The sequence below is a fragment of the Agrobacterium sp. rho-13.3 genome (assembly GCF_033957765.2).
Taxonomy (GTDB): domain Bacteria; phylum Pseudomonadota; class Alphaproteobacteria; order Rhizobiales; family Rhizobiaceae; genus Agrobacterium.
Window position 1 is genome coordinate 890,513 of sequence record NZ_CP192774.1, and the last position, 21,352, is coordinate 911,864.

The window sequence follows — 21,352 nt, forward strand, 5'->3', positions numbered from 1 at the left end:
ATTTATCGGTCAGTTGGCGCCTCTTTTTGAAGAATAATCATTTTGGGTTAAATTCGTTTTCATTAGAAACATCTTTCTCTAATGTAACTATAAGTAGATGCTAAAGTGACCGAGAACGGATAAGGAACGAAAAAAGTACGATTGCGCATTGTCGGGAAAGTTAGCGCAAACATGACTGACGGGAAGGAGAACAATAAAAACCGGAAAGGCTTCTTTCGTCAGCGCCAGCACCTAGATATTAGTCGTAACCAGACCGATGCGGAGGACGACCATGAACCACGATGCCTATGACGATGACGACATCAGGCGGATTTTGACGACCGTAAAAACCATCGCTCTGCTGGGCGCTTCACCCAATCCGGCCCGTCCAAGCCATGGGGTGATGCGATTTCTTCTCTCGAAAGGCTACCGCGTTTTCCCGGTCAATCCGGGGCAGGAGGGCAAGGACATTCTCGGCAGACAGGTCTATGCGAAGCTGGCGGATATTCCAGAACCCATCGATATGGTCGATGTATTTCGCGCCGCGGAATTTCTTCCTGCTATCGTGGACGAGGTTATTCTCTTGACTCCAAGGCCCAAGGTCATCTGGGGGCAGCTTGAGGTCAGGCACGACGATGCGGCTGCAAAAGCCGAAGCTTATGGCGTGGAGGTTGTGATGGATCGTTGCCCGGCAATTGAGTATCCGCGTCTCAATATTCAGCAATAGTTAGAAAACTTGCACTTATCATTTGCCTGCGAGACTTTATGATCCCTTCAGCCGCAGCAAAGCGGAAAGAAAATATTGGAGGGATATATGTCAGAGAGCAATCCGGGTTTTTCGACGCTGGCCATTCACGCCGGTGCGCAGCCTGACCCAACCACCGGCGCACGCGCAACACCGATCTATCAGACCACGGCCTATGCGTTTCGTGACTCGGATCATGCCGCGGCACTGTTTGGGCTGAAAGAATTCGGCAATATCTACACGCGCATCATGAACCCGACGCAGGCGGTGCTGGAAGAACGGGTTGCGGCCCTTGAAGGCGGCACGGCGGCTCTGGCTGTTGCTTCCGGCCATGCGGCGCAATTCCTCGTATTCCACACGCTGCTGCAACCCGGTGACAATTTCGTTTCGGCGCGCCAGCTTTACGGTGGCTCCATCAATCAGTTCGGCCAGTCCTTCAAGAGCTTCGACTGGCAGGTGCGTTGGGCCGATGCGACAGATCCGGGCAGCTTTGAAAGCCAGATCGATGATCGCACCAAGGCGATTTTCATTGAAAGCCTTGCCAACCCCGGCGGCACCTTCGTGGATATCGCCGCGATTGCCGACGTGGCCCACAAGCATGGCCTGCCGCTGATTGTCGATAACACCATGGCCAGCCCCTATCTGATACGGCCTATTGAACACGGCGCGGATATCGTCGTGCATTCCCTGACCAAATTCCTTGGCGGTCATGGGAATTCCATGGGCGGCATCATTGTCGATGGTGGCACGTTCGACTGGTCGGCGACGGACAAATATCCCGCCTTGTCGCAGCCACGCCCTGAATATTCCGGCGTCGTGCTTCACCAGACATTCGGCAATTTCGCCTTTGCCATCGCCGTGCGCGTTCTGGGCCTGCGTGACCTTGGCCCATCCATTGCGCCGTTCAACTCCTTCCTCATTCTCACGGGCATCGAAACGCTGCCGCTGCGCGTCCAGCGCCATTCGGACAATGCATTGGCGGTGGCGACGTGGTTGAAAGCGCATCCGAAAGTCAGCTGGGTCAACTATGCCGGTCTTGAGGACAGCGACAATTACGCGCTGCAACAGCGTTATTCGCCCAAGGGCGCAGGCTCTGTCTTTACCTTTGGCGTGAAGGGCGGATATGCGGTGGGCAAGGCGCTGGTCGAGGGGCTCCAACTGTTTTCGCACCTTGCGAATATCGGTGATACCCGCTCTCTGGTCATCCACCCGGCATCCACCACACACGCGCAGCTGACACCGGAACAGCAGACCGCTGCCGGCGCAGGTCCAGACGTGGTGCGTCTGTCCATCGGCATCGAGGATGTGAAGGACATTATTGCAGACCTTGAACAGTCACTTTCCAAGGTTTGATGAAATTCGCCGACTCCATCCGCGTCGTGGCTCCATTTTTTCTTTGGCCCAGACAAGTCTGGGCCTTTTTTCGTCCCGAAGTTACCTTTTCGGAGCCCTCCATTAGCCTTCAACAGAGCAATTTCCTCGACTGCGGGTGCAGAGGTACCGAGGCATGATGCCGAGGAAGAACCCGTCCGTTCCGGCGGCATGACGGCAATGATGCTCACTCCGTCGGAGCTCTGATCAGGTCAAAGCAGGTTTAACGAAAGGCGTTGCATCCTTCGCGTTGGCGCGTCGCCAGTGGTTTGGTGTGACCTCTTCCCACTCTCGAAATGCCCTGTAGAACGAGTTGGTATCCTGATATCCGAGCAGGTACGCCACCTCTTCCAAGGCGATGGACGGATCGGCGAGAAGTTGACGGCCAAGTTCCTGTCTCGCTTCGGTGAGAAGGGTGCGGAATGTCTGCCCCCTTGCCGTTATCCGACGTTGCAGGGTGCGTTCGCTCATCCCCAGCTCACGTGCCACGCGCGAAACCTCGGGGCGGCCGCTGGCCATTATGCGCTTCAAAGTCGTTTTGATCTGTTCTCCGAGCGTGGCGCTCGCCTCGATCTCCTGCGTCGCGGCCGACAAAGCGGGCGTGAGCATTTGCAGCAGTTCGGGATTGTGACCGGGAAATGGACGGTCGAGGTGCGCTGTGTCCAGCACCATCCGATCACACTGCGCGCCGAACTGGATGGCGCAGCCGAAAAACGCAGCATGAACGCCCGAGCATTGATCCGGCCTTCGCAATTCGACCGCCAACGGCACGAGACGTTCGCCGGTGCCACGTCGGCCAAGTTCCAGCAGCAGAGCAAAGCTCGCCTCCACCGATTGGTACGGCTCCGGTGCCGTGCCGGTGGGCCACTGACTTGTCACTGCCACCTTTCCGTTTTGCTCGGCAAAACAAATCCGATCTGGACTGCACAAGCGCTTGAAACGTACGAATCTCGCGAGTCCGTCGCGAAAGTCCGCCGCGTAAGAAGCCGCCAGAAATGCAAGCATGTGTCTCGCGGTGCTGGTTTCGCAAACCATTCTGATAGCAAACGCAGGGTCGCCAGAAAGCGCTTCAATGGCGTCCCAGATGGCGAAGAGTTGTTCTGTACTGATCGTCGCTGTTTCATCAAGGTGGAGCGTCGCGGGAAGCCTCGCTTGCCGAAGAACCATTGAAGGTCTGAGCCCCAAGTGTTCAAGCGACTGCCAGAACGACGCTGGAAGTCTGCATCTGTCGTACTTTTCACCTGTGGCTGTCATTTCGATTGCGTCCCGAATTGCGCTTTCTGCTGCCGCCACCTTTAACTGCCCAATGGCGTGACCAACGGCCAGTACCGATCATCGCCGTTCCAGTATTTGGCATACTTTGCAAGTTAAGTGGCGTACCTTGCCGATACAAGCATAACCATTCGCTCTATGAACGTTGCCGAAGAAACCGACTAAGGAAGTGCAACGATGACGATGACATTTTACACGAATCCGAATTCTCGGGGGCGTATGGTGCGCTGGATGCTGGAGGAGGTTGGCTGCGCCTACGAAACAGTCGTTCTTGACTACACGCCGTCAAGCCAAACCGACAAATGGGGCGGTGCGGCTCTAGCGAGGCCGGACGTGGCAAATCCGCGCGATGAGCGCGTCCGTTTCTTCAATGAGATAAACCCCATCGGCAAGGTTCCCGCAATCGAACATGATGGGCGGACAGTGACGGAAACTGCGGCGATCTGCGCCTATCTCGCTGACGTTTTCCCGTCCGCCGGTCTTGCTCCCATGTCTGACCAACGGGCCAACTATTATAGATGGATGTTTTTTGCAGCGGGTCCGTTGGAGCAGGCCGTGACCAATTATCGGGCGGGTTTCAGCCCTGCTCCCGAGCAGGAGTTCTTTTTCGGCTACGGCAGCTACGAGCGGACCGTTGACCAGCTGGAGAGGGCGGTGATGGCCAATCCCTACGTCGCAGGCGATCGTTTCACCGCCGCGGATGTCTATGTCGGCTCCCATATCGGTTGGGGCCTTGGGCTGAGGACGCTGCCGCCGCGAGAAGCATTTCTGTCTTATGCTGGAAGATTGATAACGCGCGATGCCTACAAGCGTGCTGCGGCGAAAGATGAGGAACTGCTTGCGCAAATTGATCTTCAATCCCGCTAAAAATCTATGTGAGCGGCCAAGTTGATTGTATTGGGCGTTGGATCGGAATGTGTCGATACGTGCAGGCAGGAGCGTATGGTTATGTCGATCTTGGGGGAGACATCTGGAGGAGCCTGATATAGTCGTAAAGGAAATCAGACTTGCGACAACCGGTGGGGTTGGCGAACCGCATCCGATCTAGCAGCCAGATAAACAGGAAAGTCGCTCATGACGAACAGTCTCAACTTCAAGTCAGATGGCGACCTTGCCACTGTTCAGCCGGAAGAGGGTGCACCCGCACCCGACCGGCTGATTTCCGGCGATCCGAAATTTACCACATGGAATCTTGAGGAAGCCTCTGGCGGTATCTATGCGGGCATATGGCAATCCACGCCCGGCAAATGGCGCGTGGAATATGACGAGTGGGAATATTTCAACATCCTCGAAGGATATTCCATTCTGACCGAGGATGGCGGTGAGCCTGTCCATCTGAAAGCCGGAGATCGGTACATTATCCGGCCCGGTTTCAAGGGCACATGGGACGTGGTGGAAACGACCCGCAAGGATTATGTGGTGCGGCTTTAGTCCGCAGCATCCGCACCTTGACGAAAGGCGGCTGCAAGTTCTCCCGAGCCGACGAAGGAGAGGGCGGCGCGTAGCTCTTTTGATTTTTCCTCACCGACAATGTGATCGAAACGGGATTGTGCCTGTTTCCACAACGGCAATGCCTCTGCCAGTTTCGCTTCGCCCAGGTTTGTCAGGATGGCGCGTTTGACACGTTTGTCTTTATCGTCTTGCACAAGCGTCACAAAACCATCGCGGATCAGCGGCTTTAATGTGTGGCCAAGGGCCGAAAGGTCCATCACCATCAGCTCGGCCAGATTTTTGAGCGATGCATTGCCACAATAATGGATCTGCACCATCAAAGTGAACTGTGTGGTGCGAAGGCCGCACGGCTCCAGCATGGTGTCATACAGTTGGCCAAGCTGGCGCGCGGCACGCCGCACGGAACTGTTGCTGCACTGATTCCAGACGAATTCCAATTTTTGCATCGCTTTCGTAGGTCTAAGGGTGATGCTTGAGATAATGCCTGCGAAGGCTATTATCCAGATGAGAAAATCCCTGCAAAATTTCTGACCGCGCCTCTTGTACGAAAAAACCTGCGGTCCATATAGTGGTATATACCAGTAAATACCATCAAAGGGACAAAACGATGAGTGAAATTTCAAAAGCGGGAACTGCACTTGTAACCGGATCGTCGTCGGGCATCGGTGCCGCCTATGCCGAACGGCTTGCAGGCCGCGGTTATGACCTTCTGCTGGTCGCACGCAATGAGGATCGGTTGAAGGAACTGGGCGCGAAGCTGGAGGCGGCGCATGGCGTGAAGGTGGAGACGCTGAAAGCCGATCTTTCGGACGCTGCCGATGTGCGCAAGGTCGAAAAGCGCGTGCGGGACGACGAAGCCATCACTCTCATCGTCAACAATGCCGGCATTGGCCCCAAGGGCAAGCTGCTGGACGACGATGTCGATTATCTGGATGACATGATTGCGCTGAACGTCGTGTCGGTAAACCGCTTGGCCATCGCGGCAGCGCAGACCTTTGCGGCGCGGGGCAGGGGTGCGATCATCAACATCGCCTCGGTTGTGGCGTTCATCCCTGAAGTGTTTAACGGCACCTACAGCGCAACGAAATCCTTCGTGCTTTCACTCACGCAGTCGCTGGCGTCTGAGCTTAAAGACAGCGGTGTAAAGGTACAGGCGGTTCTGCCCGGCCTCACACGCACCGAGATTTTTGACCGCGCGGGCGGCTCCATGGATCATCTCGACCCCGAAATGATCATGGACGTGACGGATATGGTCGATGCGGCGTTGGCCGGTTTCGATCAGGGAGAACTCATCACCATCCCGTCACTGAGCGATACGACGCTGCTGGATGCGGCCAATGCGGCACGCGGCGCGCTCGGTCCTCATCTCTCTCTCAGAAAGCCCGCATCGCGGTATGGTGTCGGGGCTTAACAGCCGCTCACCAGACGAGATCAAGCCGCTCAAGGCCATGGAAGTGATACACATTCTTGACCTGGGGCGGCTCTGCAATGCGCAGGTTCGGCAGGCGGGCGAAGAGCAGCGGCAGGGCGATGTTGAGTTCCAGTCGTGCCAGCGGCGCGCCGATGCAGAAGTGAATGCCCGCGCCGAATGACAGGTTTGGCGCCTCTGCGCGATCCGGTTTGAAGGTCAGCGGATCGGTGAATTTCTGCGGATCGAGATTGGCGGCGGCGAGAATGAGGCTGACCTTGTCGCCGCGCTTGAATTCGATGCCGTCGATTTCGACAGGCTCCAGCGCCCAGCGTTGGAAAATGTGAACCGGTGCACCGACGCGCAACGTTTCTTCCACGGTGCGTTCCGTTGCCTTCTCATCGCCAAACAGCGAGGCGGGATTAAAACCGCTTTCGAGGATGACGCGCACCGAATTGCCGATCTGGTGAACGGTCGCCTCATGGCCTGCGTTCAGCAGCACGATGGTGGTGGAAATCAACTCGTCGTCGGTCAGATATTGGCCCTTATGCTCCGTGTGGATCATGTGGCTCAAAAGATCGTCTTTCGGGTCCGCACGCCGCTCGGCGATCACCGTGCGGACGTAATCCGCAAATTCCTTCGCGGCGATGTCTGCGGCAAACTCATCCTCGCGGCTGCGCTTGAACATATACATGCCGACATAGGCGTGCGACCATTTCAGCAGTTGTGGGCCCATCTCTTCGGGAATGCCGATCATCCGTGCAATCATCGTCACGGGAATGATATCGGCGAAGGAAGACAGCAGTTCCGTCTGGCCGTCTTTTTCGAAACGGTCGATCAGGCCGTGGGCCAGCGCTTCGATTTCCGGTTTCATCTTCTCGACATGGCGAGAGACGAAAGCGCGGTTCACCAGCGTCCGCAGGCGCGTATGTTCCGGCGGCTCTATCTCCAGCAGCGAGTGGCGCTCTGCCGCATCGAAATGGCGGACGTGGTCCAGAGGCTCTAGCAGGCCCAGTTCTTCGCGCGTGGCAACATGCAGAATTTGCCGCCCGAAGCGCCGGTCACGCAACAGCGCATTCACATGGTCATAACCGGTGAAGAACCATTGCTTCTGTTCTTCCCAGTAAAAGGTAGGACATTGCGCGTGCAGCGCCGCGTAGACGGCGTTGGGGTCGCTGTAAAAAGCCGGGTTGGTGGCGTCGAGCGAAACGAAACGTTTGTCGGGATCAATGCGAAGGAAATCGGGCATATGTGTCATGCCCGATCTCTAACGCAAACCCGCCTTTCGCGGAAGTGATTCTATTCGCCGACAGCCACACCCTCGCGCCTTGGATCGGCGCTGCCGACAAGGCCGGTGCCGGTGATTTCGATGGCGTGCAGGCCGGAATTCATCTCGCCGGGTTTCACCTCGAAACCGATTGCCTTCAACGGGTCGGCCAATTTTTCGGCATCCGTTCCGGCCTCGATATCATAGGTGCCGAAACGGTTGATGAGGTGCGGCTGGGACACTATCTTTTCCACTGGCATGCCCCAATCGATATAGGCAATGAGCGCTTGCGCGACATAACCGATGATCTGGCTGCCACCGGGGGAGCCGATGGCCAGCAGCGGCTTTCCATCCTTCATGACGATGGTGGGTGCCATGGAGGAACGCGGGCGTTTGCCCGGTTCCACGCGGTTGGCCACCGGCAGGCTACCATCATGGGTATTGAACGAGAAATCGGTCAGCTCGTTGTTCAGCAGAAAGCCGTTGGTCATCAGCCGCGAACCGAAGCCGCTTTCGATGGTGGTCGTCATCGACACGACATTGCCCTGCTTGTCGACAATCACGAAATGGCTGGTGGAGGGCATTTCCAGGGTGGGTCCGCGACCGAACAGCAGCGCGTGATCCCATTCCGGCTCACCGGCTTTGACCACATCTGCGGCCAGCGCCTTGTCGCCGTCCAGCAGCGATGCGCGGGTGGCGAGATAGTCCTTGCGCAGCAGGCCCTTGACGGGCAGCGGCATGAAATCCGGGTCGGCGAGATAACGTTCGCGATCCGCAAAGGCGAGGCGCTGTGCATCGCCAATCAACCGCCAGCTTTCGACATTGTCAGGACCAAGTGCCTTGATGTCGAAATTTTCGACGACGCCGAGGATTTGGCCGACAGCAACAGCGCCGGAAGAGGGCGGCCCCATGCCGCAAATATCCAGCGCACGATATTGCGCGCAGACCGGTTCACGTTCCTTGGTTCGATAATTTGCCAGATCGGTCAGAGACAGAACGCCGGGATTGCCGCTGGCCTCCCGTACGGTTTTGACAATCGCTTCGGCAATCGGCCCGCCGTAAAAGGCGTCTGCGCCGCCAGTGGCGATTGTTTTCAGGGTCTCGGCATAGGCAGGGTTTTTCAGAACCGTTCCAGCTTTCAGCGCCGCACCGGAAGCGTCGTAAAAATAGCCGCGTGGGCCATCATATTTCTTCAGCCGCTCGCCCTCGGAAGCGATCAGCGATGCCAGACGCGGCGAGACTTGAAATCCGTCCGTTGCCAGTGTTTCGGCGGGTTTGAGAAGGTCTGCCCACGGCGTTTTGCCATATTTTTTGTGAACGTCTTCAAGCAGCCGCACCGTTCCCGGCGTGCCGACCGATCGCCCGCCGATCACGGCATCCATGAATTTCAGCGGCTGGCCTTTGTCATCCAGAAAGAGTTTCGGCGTCGCTTCCATCGGCGCGGTTTCACGCCCGTCGAAGGTCGTCATCTTGTTGGAGGCTGCATCGTAATAGACGAGAAAGCTGCCGCCGCCGAGGCCGGAGCTTTGCGGCTCCACCAGTCCCAGAACCGTTTGCACCGCGACCACGGCGTCGACGGCATTGCCACCCTCGGCGATAACCTTGCGGCCTGCTTCTGCGGCCAACGGGTTGGCGGCTGCGACCATGAAGTCTTTCGCTTCGACCCGGCTTGCGGTTTTGGTACCGGTTGCTCGCTCCGGTGCCGTCGTGTCCGACGCCTGTTGCGCATGGGCGGAGCCAACGACCAATGCCGCGGAGACGAGAAAGCTGGTGCAAAATCTAAAAGACATTGGCAAACCCTTCACTGCTGATCCCTCGCATGATGGAACCGCAAGTGCCGGAAGGTCAACCCATTCTATCTATTTGCAATTGTAGCGATGCGGTTGAGTGCGGCAACCTGCCGGTCTGCATTGTTGTCGCAAGGGTCTTCGTCGCGGTCATCGGCAGGGATGACGATGTTGATCGAACCTTCACGCACGACGGTGCGGTTGCGGCCAGCCTTCTTGGCCCCGTAAAGCGCACGGTCCGCCATGGTCAGCATGGCGTTCAGCTCGGCATTCGCGGCGGTCGCGGAAAAAACGCCAGCGCTGACGGTTGCGGAGAGTGGTTTTCCATCGGCAAACATCACCAGACGGCCAAACTGGATGCGGATGGCTTCCGCCATGATCGTGGCTTTGGCCACATCATCCGTTTCCATCAGAAAGGCGAATTCCTCACCGCCCATACGGATGAGTGCGCCTTGACCTTCGGCAATGCGGCTGGCCTGCGTGCAGAACTGCACAAGCACATCATCGCCACACTGGTGGCCGTGTTTGTCGTTGATTTTCTTGAAGTGATCGATGTCGAAAAGCGCCAGCGCGATATATTTCGACGCCCCGTTCGACCGTTCTTTCATCGTTTTGAAATCAGCCGCCAGCCCGCGACGGTTCAATGTCCCCGTCAGGTGATCTGTCATGGCAAGCCGCTGAAGACGGCGCTCGGCATCTTCCATGAACATTTTGACGGCGATCATCATCAGGACGATGAACCCGAACGCGCCTGAGAGGGCAACGGGTGTGGTGAGCGGCAATATCTGGCCGGTCGCGATATTGTACGGGATGATCAGCGATGCGGCAATGGCACCCATGAACGCCTGAACGACGAGTGCGCCAGCGAGAACCTTGCGGGTTTTCGAGATGTGCTCTTTCGAGGTTATCAAGACGCCTGCCAGCATGACATAACCAATGCCAGCGCAGACATGATACAGAATGATCCGGGCTTCCATGGAACCGCGCACCGGCGGCACGAACATGAAGGCGACCCACAGCAGGGCGGGAATGGCAACCCAGCCATCAAGCCTGCGGTTTTCCAGTTTCAACAACCCTGCCAGCCAGAATCCGAAAGCCCCGAGTGCCAGCGTGTTTCCAACGTTGATCGACAAAAAATCGGCAATGTCACCGCGCTGTGAAACGAGGATGGCGCCGAGGCCGACGACGGCGAAGCCGGTTGCGAAGCAGAGATGATATTTTTTCGCGGGCTGATGCAGCCACAACACAGTCAGGACGGCAGACAGGGTCAATGTCTGCATGGACCAGAGAAGCATGCCTGTTTTTGCGTCTAGCACTGCATAATCCTTACCTGCGCCATGGGCCTGCTGCTTGTAGAGGAATGCGCCCGCGTGGATGCCAAGCGTCCGTCCTGCCACATATTGAACTGAATTCCTTGCAGAAACCGTTGTTGCCAAAAGGCAGCGAAATCGGTCGGCGCGCAGTATCAGCATTAAAACCCTAAAGAGTCGTTGCCAGCCGACGCAACGGAAGGTTAGGGCACGATTATTTTTCGCGCCCTTAATATTTGGTTGACCAACATCGTGTTTCGCCGTTGATGAGGTCGCCCGCCGCCACAATACAGGTGGTGTCGTTGCTCCGGGGCTTGTAAGGCGAAATGAAATGTTTACCTGGACGTCATTAAGGATATCCGCCGCGTGAGTCTTGAAGAACCGGGCAATCACACTCTATGTAGTGGGTAGACGAATAGAATTGATTCCGGGCGCGAAAGCGTCCGGTTAAGAGTTGGACAAAGGACGGACATGACAAATCCAGTTGATACCGCCATGGCTCTGGTGCCGATGGTCGTGGAACAGACCAATCGCGGCGAACGGTCCTATGATATCTACTCGCGCCTTCTCAAAGAGCGGATCATCTTCCTCACTGGTCCGGTGGAAGATCATATGGCTTCGCTCGTTTGCGCGCAGCTTCTTTTCCTGGAATCGGAAAATCCGAAGAAGGAAATCGCGCTATACATCAATTCTCCCGGTGGTGTCGTGACCGCCGGTATGGCGATCTATGACACGATGCAGTTCATTCGCCCGCCAGTTTCCACGCTGTGCGTGGGTCAGGCTGCGTCCATGGGTTCGCTGCTTCTGGCGGCTGGCGAAAAGGGTATGCGCTTCTGCACGCCAAACGCCCGCATCATGGTTCACCAGCCATCCGGAGGCTTCCAGGGTCAGGCTTCCGATATCGAACGCCATGCGCGCGATATCATCAAAATGAAGCGTCGCCTCAATGAAGTCTACGTGAAGCACACGGGCCGCACGCTGGAAGAAGTTGAAAACACGCTCGATCGTGACCATTTCATGGATGCGGATGAAGCGAAAAGCTGGGGCGTTATCGACAGAATTCTGACGTCGCGTCAGGAAGCCGAAGGCGCAACCGCAAGCTAAGGCGTTTACTTTTGACGGTTGTTTGAACCCCAGATATTAAATTCGGGGTTTAAACCGCAGAATAAAGCGCTAATAGTAGATATTAAGGCTGTGTTGAAATTTTATGACATAGCTTTGAGTCGGTCCTACAAAAACCTGATTTGGTTTGATGACGGGATAGACAGACAGAAAAATGCCGAGGCGTGATCCGCCTCGGAGTTTGAAGGGGAATTCGTTGCCGCCGTTTATCAGGTCAGATATCTGATGCGGTTAGTACCCCGGGAACGAAGCGGACATGGATGCTTATGGGAAGCGACCGTGTCGGCAGACGGTAAGTTGATCGCGATCCGCTTGGCGGACCAGCGGCGTGCTGGAAGGAAAGAGATATGAGCAAAGTCAGCGGCAGCAACGGCGGCGACTCAAAAAATACACTCTATTGTTCATTCTGCGGCAAGAGCCAGCACGAAGTCCGGAAGCTTATTGCCGGGCCGACGGTATTCATTTGTGATGAATGCGTCGAATTGTGCATGGACATCATCCGTGAAGAAAACAAGACATCGATGGTGAAGTCGCGTGAGGGTGTTCCCACCCCGCAGGACATCATCAAGGTTCTCGATGAATATGTCATCGGCCAGAAGCAGGCGAAGAAAATCCTCTCCGTGGCTGTTCACAACCATTACAAGCGTCTCGCACATGCCTCCAAGAATGGCGATGTCGAATTGGCGAAGTCGAACATCATGCTGGTCGGTCCGACCGGTTGCGGCAAGACCTATCTTGCCCAGACGCTCGCTCGCATCATCGACGTGCCGTTCACCATGGCAGATGCCACGACGCTGACCGAAGCTGGTTACGTGGGTGAGGATGTTGAAAACATCATTCTCAAGCTGCTCCAGTCTGCGGATTATAACGTGGAACGCGCCCAGCGCGGCATCGTCTATATCGACGAAGTCGACAAGATTTCACGCAAGTCGGACAACCCGTCCATCACGCGCGACGTTTCGGGTGAGGGCGTTCAGCAGGCGCTTCTCAAGATCATGGAAGGCACGGTTGCTTCCGTTCCTCCACAGGGTGGTCGCAAGCATCCGCAGCAGGAATTCCTGCAAGTGGATACGACCAACATCCTGTTCATTTGCGGCGGCGCATTTGCCGGTCTCGACAAGATCATCTCTGCCCGTGGCGAAAAGACCTCCATCGGTTTCGGCGCAACGGTAAAGGCCGAAGATGATCGTCGTGTTGGCGAGGTGCTGCGTGAGCTGGAGCCGGAAGATCTGGTCAAGTTCGGCCTCATCCCTGAATTCATCGGTCGTCTGCCGGTTCTGGCAACGCTCGAAGATCTGGATGAAGACGCGCTGATCCAGATTCTGTCGGAGCCGAAGAACGCTCTGATCAAGCAGTACCAGCGCCTGTTCGAGATGGAAGACGTCGAACTGACATTCCACGAAGACGCTCTTCGCGAAATTGCCCGCCGGGCAATCACGCGCAAGACCGGTGCGCGTGGTCTGCGTTCGATCATGGAAAAAATCCTGCTCGACACGATGTTCGAATTGCCAACGCTGGAAGGCGTTCGTGAAGTGGTGATCTCGGATGAGGTCGTGAGCGGCACCGCCCGTCCGCTTTACATCTATTCGGAACGGCAGGAAGAGAAAGCAAACGTTTCCGCCTGATTGTGCCGGGAACGCCAAGCAAGATCGAAAGGCTCGCCTCAGGCGGGCCTTTTTTTCGTATTATGCACGGGAAAGGTCGCAATATTGCGATGCTGCCTGATTTTGCGTTTGGAGCGGATTGCTCTTTCCTGATAAAGTTTTAGAAGTGATTTGCAGAGCGATGTGACGTTTATTTGAACGTCTGCTGCTGTTTCCGAATCGGCATGGCGGGCGGATGGCGGAAAGTGTGAAGCGTTTGGTTGCGTATTGCGTTTTTCGAAATTTCAGCCTGCCCGGTTCGGAAGGCTATCTGTTTTCGTGACTTGAAAATGACAGTGGCAAACTCCACTTTCAGTCACGACAAAGAATATGCCGGAAACTCCCAAAGAAAGTCCGGCAAGCGTCCCTTCATGAAGGGGCCATTGAAAGGAAATGATATGACGAACATCACGTCTGCTGCATCTGGCGGTACTTATCCCGTACTCCCTCTGCGCGACATTGTCGTTTTCCCGCATATGATCGTTCCGCTGTTCGTCGGACGGGAAAAATCCATTCGTGCACTGGAAGAAGTCATGGGCTCTGACAAGCAGATCATGCTTGTCACGCAGATTAACGCCGGTGACGACGATCCGGATCCATCGGCCATTCACAAGGTCGGTACGGTGGCCAACGTGCTGCAATTGCTCAAGCTGCCCGACGGAACCGTGAAGGTTCTGGTGGAAGGCAAAGGCCGCGCAAAGATCGAAGACTACACGGGCCGTGAAGACTTCTATGAAGCCACGGCCGTGTTGCTGGACGAGCCGAAGGAAGACCCTGTCGAGATCGAGGCTTTGTCTCGCTCGGTGGTGTCGGAATTTGAAAGCTATGTGAAGCTCAACAAGAAGATTTCGCCGGAAGTGGTTGGTGCCGCCGGCCAGATCGACGATTATTCGAAGCTTTCCGACACGGTTGCGTCTCACCTGTCCATCAAGATCACCGAAAAGCAGGAAATGCTTGAAACGGTGAGCGTCAAGCAGCGCCTTGAAAAAGCGCTTGGCTTCATGGAAGGCGAGATTTCCGTTCTTCAGGTTGAAAAGCGCATCCGCTCGCGCGTCAAGCGCCAGATGGAAAAGACCCAGCGCGAATATTACCTGAACGAGCAGATGAAGGCGATCCAGAAGGAACTCGGTGACGGCGAAGATGGCCGTGACGAGATGGCTGAACTGGAAGAACGCGTATCCAAGACCAAGCTCTCCAAGGAGGCCCGCGAAAAGGCGGAAGCCGAAATGAAGAAGCTGCGTCAGATGAGCCCGATGTCTGCGGAAGCAACCGTCGTACGCAACTATCTGGATTGGTTGCTGGCTCTGCCATGGGGCAAGAAGTCCAAGATCAAGACCGACCTTGCGGCTGCCGAGAAGATTCTCGAGCAGGATCATTTCGGTCTGGACAAGGTCAAGGAACGCATCGTCGAATATCTGGCCGTACAGGCCCGTGCGACGAAAATCCGTGGCCCTATCCTGTGCCTCGTTGGTCCTCCGGGTGTTGGCAAGACATCGCTTGCGAAGTCCATCGCCAAGGCAACCGGTCGCGAATATGTGCGGATGGCGCTGGGTGGCGTGCGTGATGAGGCGGAAATCCGCGGTCATCGTCGGACCTACATTGGCTCCATGCCCGGCAAGATCGTCCAGTCGATGAAGAAGGCCAAGAAGGCGAACCCGCTCTTCCTGCTCGACGAAATCGACAAGATGGGACAGGATTTCCGTGGCGATCCGTCCTCCGCTCTGCTGGAGGTGCTTGATCCGGAACAGAACTCCACATTCATGGACCACTATCTCGAAGTGGAATATGACCTGTCGGACGTGATGTTCGTGACCACGGCCAATACGCTGAACATTCCTGGCCCATTGATGGACCGTATGGAAGTCATCCGTATTGCCGGTTACACGGAAGACGAAAAGCGCGAAATCGCCAAGCGTCACCTGTTGCCAAAGGCAATCAAGGAACATGCGTTGCGCCCGGAAGAGTTTTCCGTCAGCGACGATGCCCTGATGGCCATCAGCCAACAGTACACGCGTGAAGCCGGTGTTCGTAGTTTTGAGCGCGAACTGATGAAGCTCGCCCGCAAGGCCGTGACGGAAATCATCAAGGGCAAGTCCACCTCTGTGGCGGTGACGGCGGCTAACATCAACGACTATCTGGGTGTTCCGCGTTATCGTCACGGTGAAGCCGAAGGCGAAGATCAGGTCGGTGTCGTTACCGGTCTGGCATGGACCGAAGTGGGCGGCGAGTTGCTGACCATCGAAGGCGTCATGATGCCGGGTAAGGGTCGTATGACCGTGACCGGCAACCTGAAGGAAGTGATGAAGGAATCCATCTCGGCGGCGGCATCGTATGTCCGGTCGCGTGCAGTGGACTTCGGCATCGAACCGCCACGTTTCGACAAGTCGGACATTCACGTTCACGTTCCAGAAGGTGCGACCCCCAAGGATGGCCCATCCGCCGGTGTTGCCATGGCAACCGCCATCGTTTCGATCATGACCGGTATTCCGGTGAACAAAACCGTTGCGATGACAGGCGAAATCACCCTGCGTGGTCGTGTCCTGCCGATTGGTGGATTGAAAGAAAAACTGCTTGCCGCACTTCGCGGCGGCATCAAGAAAGTGCTGATCCCGGAAGAGAACGCCAAGGACCTGGCGGATATTCCCGACAACGTGAAAAACGAGATGGAAATCATCCCGGTATCGCGCATGGGTGAAGTTCTGCAACACGCGCTGACCCGCGTGCCAGAGCCGATCGAATGGGATGGCAGCATCGAGACGCCGGTTATCGCCACCGTTGAGGGTGTCGATGATAATGGTCAAACAATCGCGCATTGATATGCGATTGTTGGTCGTGATGCTAAATTAGCACAAAATCGTTGAAAGGCTGGCAGAAATGCCAGCCTTTTTTGTGAAAAGAATATCAGACCCCTTGTTTTTCAGGCCATTCCGGCGCTTTTGGGTTGCGGTGCGCGAATGCATTCGTATTCTGCGCCGACCCAATTTGAGTCGTTTCAAACCATTGAAAGGGGTGGAAACATGAACAAGAATGAGCTCGTTTCTGCAGTTGCCGAAAAGTCTGGTCTCACGAAGGCTGATGCCGCTTCCGCAGTTGACGCGGTATTCGAAACTGTACAGAACGAACTGAAGAGCGGTGGCGATATCCGTCTCGCTGGCTTCGGCAGCTTCACTGTAAGCCGTCGCGAAGCCTCCAAGGGCCGTAACCCGTCTACGGGTGCAGAAGTCGATATTCCGGCTCGCAACGTACCAAAGTTCTCCGCAGGCAAGGGCCTGAAGGAAGCAGTTAACTCCTAAGTTTCCTAAGATTGCTCGCGCCTGCGGCGTGCGGGCGATTTTCAGGTACACGAGGAAAAATTTGGCACTTCGCGCTGTTTTGCGAAATGATGTCGAAGAAATGCAAAAAGCCCGATCCACGCGATCGGGCTTTTTGTTTGTCAACACGTTCTGATTGTCATGTGTTTGTTACGTGAATGCCGCAGAAGCGATTCATGCATTTTTTTGCATTGAAGGGGACACTATGACATTTCGTTTTTCAAGCGCGGCACTCACCGCAGCACTTTTTGCATCCGTTGCATTTCCCGCCGCCGCCGAGCAGGTGTTCAACCGTATCGCGTCCTTTCCCGTGGCGCTGAACCTGCCGTCTGACAAGGATCAGAAAACCGTCACATCTGCCGAAATCGTCGCGGCCAGTGAAGACGGCAAGACGCTGATCTATTCCGACAGCCCGCTGGGTGGCATCGGCTTTGTCGATATTACCGATGCCAAGGCGCCAAAAGCGCTTGGCGCGCTGTTGTTGGACGGCGAACCGACATCTGTTGCCGTGTCCGGCGCCAAGGTGCTGGCCGGCGTCAACACCTCTGAGAGCTTCGTAAAGCCCTCCGGCAAACTGGTGACTGTCGACGTTGCAACGAAGAAAATCGAAGCGAGCTGCGACCTCGGCGGCCAGCCTGATTCCGTTGCCGTGTCTCCCGACAAGAGCTTTGTTGCCATCGCCATCGAAAACGAGCGTAACGAAAAGGTCAACGACGGTGCGCTGCCACAGTTGCCAGCCGGTTTCGTCGTGACAATAGGTTTGACGAACGGCGCTGCCGATTGCTCCACGCTCAAGAAAATCGATTTGACGGGCATCGCGGAGATCGCACCGGAAGATCCGGAGCCAGAGTTCGTCTCCATCAATGCCAACGGCGAAATCGCCGTGACCCTTCAGGAAAACAATCATATCGCGATTATCGATGGCAAGAGCGGCAAGGTCACAAGCCACTTTTCCGCAGGCACGGTTGATCTGAAAGGCATCGACACCAAGACCGATGGCCAGTTGAAATTCACCGACAGCCAAGATGCACGCAAGCGCGAGCCGGATGCCGTGAAGTGGCTGGACAATGAGCGCATCGTGATCGCCAACGAAGGCGATTGGGAAGGCGGCTCACGCGGCTTCACGATTTTCGATAAGTCCGGCAAGCTTCTCTATGAAGCGGGTGCGTCTCTCGAACACGCCGTTGCGGCCATCGGCCACTATCCTGAAAAGCGCTCCAGAGCCAAGGGCATCGAGCCTGAAGGTCTGGAAGTTGCGACGTTTGGCGGTGAGAAATATTTCTTCGTACTGGCTGAGCGCGCCTCTGTGGTCGGCGTTTACAAGGACACCGGCGGCGAGCCGACGCTGACGCAGCTTCTGCCGTCCGGTATCTCGCCGGAAGGTGCCGTTGCCATTCCTTCGCGCAACCTGCTTGTCACGGCCAATGAGGCCGATCTGGTGGAAGATGGCGCGGCACGTTCGCATGTCATGATTTATGAGCGCGCCGAAGGCCAAGCGGCTTACCCGCAGCTCGTTTCCGCCACGGTCGATGGCGCGCCGATCGGTTGGGGCGCTCTTTCCGGTCTCGTTGCGGACGCGGAAAAAGAAGGCACTCTTTATGCCATCTCCGACTCCGTCTATGGCAACCAGCCATCGATCTACACCATCGACGCCACGAAGAAGCCAGCCGTCATCACCAGCGTCTTGCGCGTAAAGCGTGATGGCTTGGCTGCGCAGAAGCTTGATATGGAAGGCATTACGCTGGACGGCAAGGGCGGCTTCTGGGTTGCTTCTGAAGGCAACAGCGAAAAGCTCGTTCCGCACGCGCTGTATAACGTCAATGCCAAGGGCGAGATCAAAGCCGAAATCGCACTTCCAAAAGAATTGCTGGAAGGCGAAACGCGCTTTGGTTTTGAAGGCGTGACGATGATCGGCAAGGGCGATGATGCCACGCTGTGGATGGCTGTTCAGCGTGAATGGGGCAAGGAAGAGAAGGGCAAAGTAAAGCTGGTCTCTTACAATCCAAAGTCCAAGGAATGGGGCGCCGTGCACTATCCGCTGGACAAGGCACCGGAAGGTGCATGGGTCGGCCTGTCTGAAATCACCGCACACGGCGACAACGTCTACATCGTTGAGCGCGACAACCAGGTTGGCGACAAGGCAAAGATCAAGAAGCTTTACAGCGTTGCCATTGCCGACCTGAAACCCGGCAAGATCGGTGGAGAATTGCCTTTGGTGAAGAAGACCGAAGTGCACGACTTCATTCCCGATTTGAAGGGGCAGACCAACGGTTATGTCGTCGACAAGCTGGAAGGCTTCACGTTCGACAAATCCGGCAAGGCCTTTGCCGTAACGGACAATGATGGCGTGGATGACAGCTCTGGCGAGACATTGTTCTTCCCGGTTGAACTGAAGGTTATGAACTAAGCTGACTTTCACTCCCGTCATGCCGGGCTTGACCCGGCATCCAGTTCGCCGCGTCTGCGGCGAGAAGGAGTCTCTTGCGATCAAGGACTTGATCGCACTGGACCCCGGATCAGGTCCGGGGTGACGGAGAATGAGGGCCGCTATTGCGAGACAGTAAGCCATCCCAATCAAAAAAGCCGGGTGCAAAACACCCGGCTTTTTCTATCGCGATCTTTCACCCAAAGATCACGAATCTTTCAAGGCATATTGCTCCAGTGCGGCGCGATTGATTTCGATGCCGAGGCCGGGTCCATCCGGGATTTGCACCACGCCGTTCACATGGTCCAGCGGGCTGGTCAGCACGGCCTGACGATATGGGTTCTCGGTGCGGTCAAACTCCAGAATGGGCGGACGTGGGTTGCGTCTGGCGGGGTCTGGCGGCAGGTAAGCCATGAACTGCAACGCCGCAGCAATGGCAACGCCTGTGCCCCACACATGCGGAACCACGCGAACACCGTAAAGCGTTGCAAGATCGACAATGCGCTTGGTTTCGGAAAAACCGCCGCTACCCGCCAAATCCGGCTGGAGAATATCGACCGCACGGCTTTCCAGCGGTTCTCGCATTCCATAGCGACCATGCCAGGTCTCACCACCCGCAACCGGAATAGGCTGACCGGCACGAACGGCGCGGTAAGCATCCAGTTGCTCCGGCACGACGGGCTCTTCGAACCAATCGATGCCCAAAGGCGCAAGCGCCTTGCCGACTTCGATGGCTTCCAGCGCATCGTAACCGTGGTTGGCATCGATCATGATGCGAACATCCGGTCCAACGGCTTCGCGTGCCGCACGAATGACGGCGATGTCTTCCGCCACGTCAAAACCGATCTTGATCTTGACCGCGTGAAAACCCTGTTTCGCGTAACCCGCAACTTCCGCTGCGACATCGGACACCGCATCGACACCATCCTTGCGGAAAGAGCCGGTGGCATAGGCATGGACGCTTTCACGGAAACGGCCACCCAGCAGGCGCGACACCGACGTGCCGAACCGCTTGCCCTTGATATCCCACAGGGCGATATCGATGCCGCTGAGCGCGGTCACAGTCAGGCCGCGCTGGCCCTGATCCCGCAGCAGATTGTAAAGCTGATGCCAGATGATCTCGATATCGAGCGGGTCTTTACCGATGAGGTGAGGGGTATAAGCAGCCACAACGGCAGCATTCGGCTTTGCCGGGCCGAGGCATTCGCCCCAGCCCACGGTGCCATCATCGCATATGATCTCGACAAGGCAGTGGATGCGCCTGTCGAAGCGCATGGACGCGCTTTCGAAGGCATGGCCCAGCTTATAATCGAGGAGATGAGTGCGAACCGCCGCTATTTTCATGACTTGTAAGGTCCGATCAGGTTTTCGAGCAGGCCGATTTCTTCTTCGGTCAGGTCTGTCAATGGCGCGCGCACCGGGCCGGCATCAAAGCCGAGCAGACGAACGCCAGCCTTGACGGCGGAAACGGCATAACCCTTCTGGCGGTTGCGAATGTCCATGAAAGGATAGAAGAAGTCGACGAGAATGCGGTCGGTCGTTGCCCTGTCACCTGCGCGCAGCGCCTTGTAGAAATCCTGCGCCAGAGCAGGCACGAAGTTGAACACGGCAGACGAGTAGGTCGTCACGCCAGCGCCAAGATAGGCATCGGCGAAAAGTTCGGCTGTCGGCATACCGCCGAGATACGTCAGGCGTTCGCCAATCGTGGCCGTGATCTTGCGCACCAGGCCAATATCGCCGGAGCCATCCTTGAAGCCAACGAGGTTCGGGCAGGCGTCGCACAGTTTCTGAAGCGTTTCAGCCGTCAGAATGGAGTTGTCGCGGTTATAAACCATCACGCCGATGGAGATCGAATCACACACGGCCTTGATGTGCGCATAAAGGCCAGCCTGCGACGCATCCATCAGGTAATGCGGCAGCAGCAGAATGCCGTCCGCACCGGCTTTCTCAGCGCTCTGGGCAATCTGAATGGCAATCTTGGTGCCGTAACCGCAACCGGAAACGATGGGAACAGAACCGGCAGCGGACTTGGCCGCCTTCACGACAGTCGCGACTTCTTCCGGTGCAAGCGAGAAAAATTCGCCTGTGCCGCCCGCAGCGAAAAGCACGGTCGCGTCGAAGCCGGACAGCCAGCCAACGTGATCAAGGTACGGCTTTTCGTTGAATTCGCCTTGTTTGTCGAAAGCGGTGACGGGGAAAGAGAGAAGGCCCGCGCCCAGTGCGACCTTGAGTTCCTGTGGGTCCATAGCCATAAAATTCT

The 21,352-nt window shown here is 56.4% G+C and carries 17 protein-coding genes; 10 read left to right on the plus strand and 7 right to left on the minus strand.

What is annotated here, in order from left to right:
- Window positions 1-271 precede the first annotated feature (271 nt).
- Together RMR16_RS04475 and RMR16_RS04480 are read left to right on the plus strand one after the other, a co-directional pair.
- Window positions 272-706 (plus strand): CoA-binding protein, encoded by a 435-nt coding sequence (locus RMR16_RS04475; RefSeq protein ID WP_320201975.1) that lies wholly within the window; start codon window positions 272-274, stop codon window positions 704-706.
- Between the two features lie 87 nt (window positions 707-793).
- Window positions 794-2,077, plus strand: a complete 1,284-nt coding sequence (locus RMR16_RS04480) for an O-acetylhomoserine aminocarboxypropyltransferase (RefSeq protein WP_320201974.1) — start codon at window positions 794-796, stop codon at window positions 2,075-2,077.
- Between the two features lie 225 nt (window positions 2,078-2,302).
- On the opposite strand, the gene RMR16_RS04485 is transcribed toward RMR16_RS04480, so the two are convergent.
- Window positions 2,303-3,349, minus strand: coding sequence for an AraC family transcriptional regulator (locus RMR16_RS04485; RefSeq protein WP_320201973.1), 1,047 nt, complete (start codon window positions 3,347-3,349; stop codon window positions 2,303-2,305).
- A gap of 195 nt (window positions 3,350-3,544) precedes the next feature.
- Here RMR16_RS04485 and RMR16_RS04490 point away from each other — a divergent pair, with 195 nt between their 5' ends.
- Both RMR16_RS04490 and RMR16_RS04495 read left to right on the plus strand, forming a co-directional pair.
- Window positions 3,545-4,234, plus strand: a complete 690-nt coding sequence (locus tag RMR16_RS04490; protein WP_320201972.1) for a glutathione S-transferase family protein — start codon at window positions 3,545-3,547, stop codon at window positions 4,232-4,234.
- Between the two features lie 207 nt (window positions 4,235-4,441).
- Window positions 4,442-4,798, plus strand: coding sequence for a cupin domain-containing protein (locus RMR16_RS04495; protein WP_320201971.1), 357 nt, complete (start codon window positions 4,442-4,444; stop codon window positions 4,796-4,798).
- On the opposite strand, the gene RMR16_RS04500 is transcribed toward RMR16_RS04495, so the two are convergent.
- Window positions 4,795-5,220 (minus strand): MarR family winged helix-turn-helix transcriptional regulator, encoded by a 426-nt coding sequence (locus tag RMR16_RS04500; protein ID WP_432354313.1) that lies wholly within the window; start codon window positions 5,218-5,220, stop codon window positions 4,795-4,797. The genes RMR16_RS04495 and RMR16_RS04500 overlap by 4 nt on opposite strands.
- 206 nt (window positions 5,221-5,426) lie before the next feature.
- On the opposite strand from RMR16_RS04500, the gene RMR16_RS04505 reads away from it, so the two are divergent.
- The gene (locus tag RMR16_RS04505; protein WP_320201969.1) at window positions 5,427-6,230 is read left to right on the plus strand and encodes an SDR family NAD(P)-dependent oxidoreductase; all 804 of its coding nucleotides are present in this window, start codon (window positions 5,427-5,429) and stop codon (window positions 6,228-6,230) included.
- A gap of 7 nt (window positions 6,231-6,237) precedes the next feature.
- Here RMR16_RS04505 and RMR16_RS04510 read toward each other — a convergent pair whose 3' ends face one another.
- The 3 genes from RMR16_RS04510 to RMR16_RS04520 form a co-directional block, all read right to left on the minus strand.
- Window positions 6,238-7,485: a cytochrome P450 gene (locus tag RMR16_RS04510; protein WP_320201968.1), complete on the minus strand. Its 1,248-nt coding sequence runs from the start codon at window positions 7,483-7,485 to the stop codon at window positions 6,238-6,240.
- 41 nt (window positions 7,486-7,526) lie between these two features.
- A complete protein-coding gene (gene ggt / locus RMR16_RS04515; protein ID WP_320201967.1) occupies window positions 7,527-9,284 on the minus strand; it encodes a gamma-glutamyltransferase in 1,758 nt (585 codons plus the stop codon).
- A 65-nt stretch (window positions 9,285-9,349) separates the two neighbouring features.
- On the minus strand, window positions 9,350-10,678 hold the full coding sequence (locus RMR16_RS04520; RefSeq protein WP_320201966.1) for a GGDEF domain-containing protein: 1,329 nt from the start codon (window positions 10,676-10,678) through the stop codon (window positions 9,350-9,352).
- A 384-nt stretch (window positions 10,679-11,062) separates the two neighbouring features.
- On the opposite strand from RMR16_RS04520, the gene clpP reads away from it, so the two are divergent.
- From clpP to RMR16_RS04545, 5 genes are all read left to right on the plus strand, one after another.
- A complete protein-coding gene (gene clpP, locus RMR16_RS04525; RefSeq protein WP_320201965.1) occupies window positions 11,063-11,695 on the plus strand; it encodes an ATP-dependent Clp endopeptidase proteolytic subunit ClpP in 633 nt (210 codons plus the stop codon).
- 365 nt (window positions 11,696-12,060) lie between these two features.
- Window positions 12,061-13,338: an ATP-dependent Clp protease ATP-binding subunit ClpX gene (clpX, locus tag RMR16_RS04530; protein WP_320201964.1), complete on the plus strand. Its 1,278-nt coding sequence runs from the start codon at window positions 12,061-12,063 to the stop codon at window positions 13,336-13,338.
- A 416-nt stretch (window positions 13,339-13,754) separates the two neighbouring features.
- A complete protein-coding gene (lon, locus tag RMR16_RS04535; RefSeq protein ID WP_320201963.1) occupies window positions 13,755-16,172 on the plus strand; it encodes an endopeptidase La in 2,418 nt (805 codons plus the stop codon).
- A gap of 201 nt (window positions 16,173-16,373) precedes the next feature.
- Entirely contained in the window at window positions 16,374-16,649 is a 276-nt protein-coding gene (hupB, locus tag RMR16_RS04540; protein ID WP_320201962.1) for a DNA-binding protein HupB, read from the plus strand.
- 223 nt (window positions 16,650-16,872) lie between these two features.
- Window positions 16,873-19,074, plus strand: a complete 2,202-nt coding sequence (locus tag RMR16_RS04545) for an esterase-like activity of phytase family protein (RefSeq protein ID WP_320201961.1) — start codon at window positions 16,873-16,875, stop codon at window positions 19,072-19,074.
- Window positions 19,075-19,299: 225 nt separating this feature from the next.
- On the opposite strand, the gene RMR16_RS04550 is transcribed toward RMR16_RS04545, so the two are convergent.
- Both RMR16_RS04550 and kdgD read right to left on the minus strand, forming a co-directional pair.
- Window positions 19,300-20,436, minus strand: a complete 1,137-nt coding sequence (locus RMR16_RS04550; RefSeq protein WP_320201960.1) for a mandelate racemase/muconate lactonizing enzyme family protein — start codon at window positions 20,434-20,436, stop codon at window positions 19,300-19,302.
- Entirely contained in the window at window positions 20,433-21,338 is a 906-nt protein-coding gene (gene kdgD / locus RMR16_RS04555; protein ID WP_320202011.1) for a 5-dehydro-4-deoxyglucarate dehydratase, read from the minus strand. Before kdgD ends, RMR16_RS04550 begins: the two co-directional genes overlap by 4 nt.
- Window positions 21,339-21,352: the final 14 nt, after the last annotated feature.

Bases quoted from the DNA above. Each gene is read 5' to 3' on its own strand.
- kdgD (WP_320202011.1), bottom strand. From the start codon at position 21,338: ATGGACCCACAGGAACTCAAGGTCGCACTGGGCGCGGGCCTTCTCTCT.
- RMR16_RS04545 (WP_320201961.1), top strand. From the start codon at position 16,873: ATGACATTTCGTTTTTCAAGCGCGGCACTCACCGCAGCACTTTTTGCA.
- ggt (WP_320201967.1), bottom strand. From the start codon at position 9,284: ATGTCTTTTAGATTTTGCACCAGCTTTCTCGTCTCCGCGGCATTGGTC.
- RMR16_RS04510 (WP_320201968.1), bottom strand. From the start codon at position 7,485: ATGACACATATGCCCGATTTCCTTCGCATTGATCCCGACAAACGTTTC.
- RMR16_RS04480 (WP_320201974.1), top strand. From the start codon at position 794: ATGTCAGAGAGCAATCCGGGTTTTTCGACGCTGGCCATTCACGCCGGT.
- RMR16_RS04475 (WP_320201975.1), top strand. From the start codon at position 272: ATGAACCACGATGCCTATGACGATGACGACATCAGGCGGATTTTGACG.
- hupB (WP_320201962.1), top strand. From the start codon at position 16,374: ATGAACAAGAATGAGCTCGTTTCTGCAGTTGCCGAAAAGTCTGGTCTC.
- RMR16_RS04495 (WP_320201971.1), top strand. From the start codon at position 4,442: ATGACGAACAGTCTCAACTTCAAGTCAGATGGCGACCTTGCCACTGTT.
- clpX (WP_320201964.1), top strand. From the start codon at position 12,061: ATGAGCAAAGTCAGCGGCAGCAACGGCGGCGACTCAAAAAATACACTC.
- lon (WP_320201963.1), top strand. From the start codon at position 13,755: ATGACGAACATCACGTCTGCTGCATCTGGCGGTACTTATCCCGTACTC.
- RMR16_RS04505 (WP_320201969.1), top strand. From the start codon at position 5,427: ATGAGTGAAATTTCAAAAGCGGGAACTGCACTTGTAACCGGATCGTCG.
- clpP (WP_320201965.1), top strand. From the start codon at position 11,063: ATGACAAATCCAGTTGATACCGCCATGGCTCTGGTGCCGATGGTCGTG.
- RMR16_RS04485 (WP_320201973.1), bottom strand. From the start codon at position 3,349: ATGACAGCCACAGGTGAAAAGTACGACAGATGCAGACTTCCAGCGTCG.
- RMR16_RS04490 (WP_320201972.1), top strand. From the start codon at position 3,545: ATGACGATGACATTTTACACGAATCCGAATTCTCGGGGGCGTATGGTG.
- RMR16_RS04550 (WP_320201960.1), bottom strand. From the start codon at position 20,436: ATGAAAATAGCGGCGGTTCGCACTCATCTCCTCGATTATAAGCTGGGC.